A 3,608-nucleotide genomic window follows, 5' to 3' on the forward strand; every position below is an offset into this window, starting at 1 on the left:
GCCCAAGTGGCGATATCCATTTAATACCGACACCCACATCTTTTTTAAGATCTCCAAAATCGTAAGAGTAAAGCCACGAATTACCTATATCAAAAAAAGCTTCACCATACAATTTTAACGATTCAATCAAGGGAAAAATTGTCTCTGCTTGAGCATATGCATATCTTGTACCACCTATATAGTTTCCATATTGGTCTGTCGGGCTTACTGTGCCATAGTCAAAGCCTCTTAAGTTATCTATACCACCCAAAAAGTACCTATCCTGCAAAGGAACTCCTTTGCCACCTATACCTTTTGCAAAACCAACACTACCTTTTAAATGTCCTATCATATCCCAAAATATTGGATGAAAATACTCAACTGTATTGTCCCATTTAATATATCTTGTGTTTCCACCAAAGCCAGTCAAACCTAAGCTTGATGAAAATAATGTGCCTTTAGTAGGAAATATATTATTATCAAGAGAATCCCATTTTATAAATGGTGTAATAGTACTTTCTGTAGTTGTGCCTTCTTCTTGCAATAAATAATAACTGGGTGTACCTGCTGTTATATTAATTTTATTTTGAGATAATGAATAAGAAGCACCAACACTTAATTGATCATCGTAAAACCTTTTTGCAACAGTGAATTTAAAACCATATGTTTTCTGATCATAATCCCAGCCATAATACATCATATTATACAAATCCAAGCCTACAGATATTGGCCTGTTATCAACCCATGGATTTACAAAACTTACATCAAACAAATGGCTGTTGGCAGAAAGATTCGCATAAAGTTTACCATATATACCAGAACCAAATAAATTTCTTTGCGTAACAGAACCCATAACGCCTACTTTGTAGTACGAACTATATCCAACGCCAAGTGAAAGCATACCTGTCATTTTTTCTTTTACATTAACTTTCATATTTACTTCATCTTTACCAGGAATCTTTTCTGTGCTGATTTTAACATCATCGAAATAATCTGTATTATAGATTTTTTGTCTTGATTCTTTTATTTTCGATTCTGAATATAAGCTACCCTGATCTAACCTAATTTCTCTTCTTATTACATTGTCCCATGTTTTATCATTACCAGTTATTTCAATCCTGTGAATATAAACTTTATTACCTTTATTTATATCAAATGTAACATCGACTGTATGATTTTGTCTATCAAGTGTCACTATTGGGTTAATATCGCAGAACGCATAACCTTTGTCTGCATAAGCTGTTGTTAGATTTTCAATATCTTTTCTTAATTGCATTCCATTAAATGTTTTATTAACTTTTAATTTCACTATTTTTTCTAATTCTTTTAAAGTAAATGGTTCAATATGTTCAAATTTAAGACTTTTTAGCGTATATTTTGAACCTTCATCTATAGAAATATCTATATCAATGTAACCAGTATCTGGTTCTATATTTACTGTTGGTCCGCTGACTTTTACATCAGCATATCCTTTTGATAGATATAGATCCCTGATTGATTGAATGTCTGATTCAAGATCCTGCGGATATAATTTACCAGTATAAAACCATGGTAAAAATGTTAATATGTAAGGACCATATTTTTCATGGTTTTTCATTACATCCAAAATCTCACTTGTTTTGATATGGTGATTGCCAATAATATTAATTTTGTGTATAAATGTTTTCTTTCCTTCTCTTATTTGAAAAACGACATCTACGCGATTTCCCGGAACAGGTTCTAACTTATATGTAACATTGGTTAAATATATACCTTTTGATGCATAAAAACCAACAATTGCCGCAACACTTTCTTGCAAATTTTTTTTGCTAAGAATCTGGTACTCTTTAACTTTACATACTTTATATAATTCTTCATCCTTAAACATTTTATTGCCTTCGAATTTTACAAATCTAATTGCCGGTTTTTCTTTTACATCAAATGTTAAAATAACACCACTAGCAACTTTTTTAATACTGGCCGAAACTGTTTCAAAAAAACCAAGATTGTATATATTTTTAATATCTTCATTGACAGCTTTCAAATTTAGCGGTGTATTGGTTTTTTCTTTAACAACACTTAGAATTGTAGGTTTATCTATTCTTACATTGCCTTCTACATTAATTTCAACAATATTTTGCGCGTATGCAAAGTTTATCAAAACAAAAAATATGAACAAAGAGCTAAATATTACTTTCATTGGTTAAAACCCCTTCTGATAAAAAATATGTAATATCACAAAAATTAGCAATTTTTTTGCTATGTGTGGAAATTACTACTGTTGTGTTGAGCGACTGTTGTAAATTTCGCAAAAGCGTCATCAAAAGCATAGCATTATTTTCATCTATGTTAGATGTTGGTTCATCAGCTATTATTAGCTTTGGTTTATTTACCAAAGCACGAGCTACAGCAACCCTTTGTTTTTCTCCACCAGACAAATTATAACTCCGTTTGTCAAAAAGTTCTTCACTAATTCCAACTCTCAATAAGAGTTCTCTTGCATAATCTTTTTGTATTATACCATTAATCATCGTGGGAAGCAAAACATTTTCTAACACTGTAAGCTCGTTTATAAGAGAATAAAACTGAAAAACAAAACCAATATAACTATTTCTGAAAATTGCCAGTTTTTTTTTATCAGAAAAATTCACTTTTTCTCCAAAAAACAATACTTCACCATCATCTGGTTCATCAAGTAAACCAAGAATATGAAGCAATGTTGATTTGCCTGATCCAGAAACACCCATAATAGCAACCATCTTGCTTTCTTCAACATCAAGATTTACATTGTTTAAAACCAATGTATTGGTTTTTCCGCTTTTAAAAGATTTTTTTATGTTATGAGCACTGATTATCATTGTCTTAAAACCTCAATTATATTCATTTTGGATGCTTTTGATGCAGGATATAGACTTGCAAGCGTACACAAACCAATAGATACTATAGAAATTATAACTACATATGTAAACGTTATATCAACTGGTATTTTTGTTATATAGTAAACTTGCTTTGGAAGACTTACGATATTATAATGTTTTAATAAATAACCTAACGTCAAACCTAAAAAATCCCCAAAAGCAGTACCTATAACACCAAGAATAAGACCCTGTTTTATAAAAATTCTTTTAATAAGTACATTTGAAAGTACAAGGGAGTAAATGCAAAATATAAATGACTCTCAAGATCATGAAGAAATCTATAATGAGTCTCAAGAGTTTCAGGAAGAGATGAAAACCTTTTTGAGAGAACTTGGCTGTGAATATGTGGAAGGCGGGGCTAATTCGAGGTTTAACATTGCGTTGCCAGGTCAAGCAAATCAAATTGATGCATGTGGGAAGTTTGGGAAGTATCTCATTTTGGTAGAGTGCAAAGCCGCAAAAAGAAGATTTGATAAACCAACAGATCTAAGAGAGAAGATACTAAAGTGGTTTGGAAAAATCCAATTGGCAAAAGAAGCATATAAACAGATCAGGGAATATGCCGAATGCGAAGAAGTAATTCCGATATTTGCCACAAAAAAATACCGTCTAACCTACGATAATATCCAGCTTCTTAAAAATGGCAAAGATGGAATTAGATCATATTATGTAGATGAGCAGTTTATTGATTATTATTCTGACTTAATCGACAAAATAGGCCGCTATGCGGCA

General features: G+C 31.4%; 4 protein-coding genes. 1 reads left to right on the forward strand and 3 read right to left on the reverse strand.

What is annotated here, in order from left to right; translation table 11 throughout:
- The 3 genes from bamA to Q0C22_RS10455 form a co-directional block, all read right to left on the reverse strand.
- Window positions 1–2,158: outer membrane protein assembly factor BamA (gene bamA / locus Q0C22_RS05725; protein WP_291492687.1), on the reverse strand; the 2,158-nt coding region annotated here is incomplete at its 3' end.
- On the reverse strand, window positions 2,142–2,816 hold the full coding sequence (locus tag Q0C22_RS05730; protein ID WP_291492689.1) for an ABC transporter ATP-binding protein: 675 nt from the start codon (window positions 2,814–2,816) through the stop codon (window positions 2,142–2,144). The genes Q0C22_RS05730 and bamA, both read right to left, overlap by 17 nt.
- Window positions 2,813–3,127, reverse strand: coding sequence for an ABC transporter permease (locus tag Q0C22_RS10455; protein WP_367172115.1), 315 nt, complete (start codon window positions 3,125–3,127; stop codon window positions 2,813–2,815). Before Q0C22_RS10455 ends, Q0C22_RS05730 begins: the two co-directional genes overlap by 4 nt.
- Between Q0C22_RS10455 and Q0C22_RS05735 the strand changes: the two genes are divergently transcribed.
- A partial coding sequence (locus tag Q0C22_RS05735; protein ID WP_291492691.1) for a hypothetical protein occupies window positions 3,117–3,608 on the forward strand: 492 nt, incomplete at its 3' end. The genes Q0C22_RS10455 and Q0C22_RS05735 overlap by 11 nt on opposite strands.

This window comes from Desulfurella sp., assembly GCF_023256235.1.
Taxonomy (GTDB): domain Bacteria; phylum Campylobacterota_A; class Desulfurellia; order Desulfurellales; family Desulfurellaceae; genus Desulfurella.